This is a genomic window from Paraclostridium sp. AKS73 (genome assembly GCF_025671395.1).
GTDB classification, from domain to species: Bacteria; Bacillota; Clostridia; order Peptostreptococcales; family Peptostreptococcaceae; genus Paraclostridium; species Paraclostridium benzoelyticum.
In genome coordinates this window covers 1-203 of sequence record NZ_JAIXHU010000111.1, presented here as the reverse complement: position 1 = coordinate 203, position 203 = coordinate 1, and the positions used below count along the sequence as shown (strand labels likewise).

Annotated in this window: 2 tRNA genes; both read left to right on the top strand. The window is 53.2% G+C overall.

What is annotated here, in order from left to right:
• The first annotated feature begins 14 nt into the window (after positions 1-14).
• Positions 15-98 (top strand) — tRNA-Leu (locus tag LEQ07_RS19935).
• A gap of 15 nt (positions 99-113) precedes the next feature.
• Positions 114-190, top strand: a tRNA-Arg gene (locus LEQ07_RS19930).
• Positions 191-203: the final 13 nt, after the last annotated feature.

Here is a 203-nt window from a genome sequence, read left to right as displayed (position 1 = left end):
ACTTAATAATTTGCGCGGATGTGGCGGAATTGGCAGACGCACCAGACTTAGGATCTGGCGCCTATGGCGTGGGGGTTCGACTCCCTTCATCCGCACCAAATTTAAAAAAATGTGGGTGCATAGCTCAGCTGGATAGAGCAACGCCCTTCTAAGGCGTGTGTCCGGGGTTCGAATCCCTGTGCGCTCACCACATTCATAGGGGA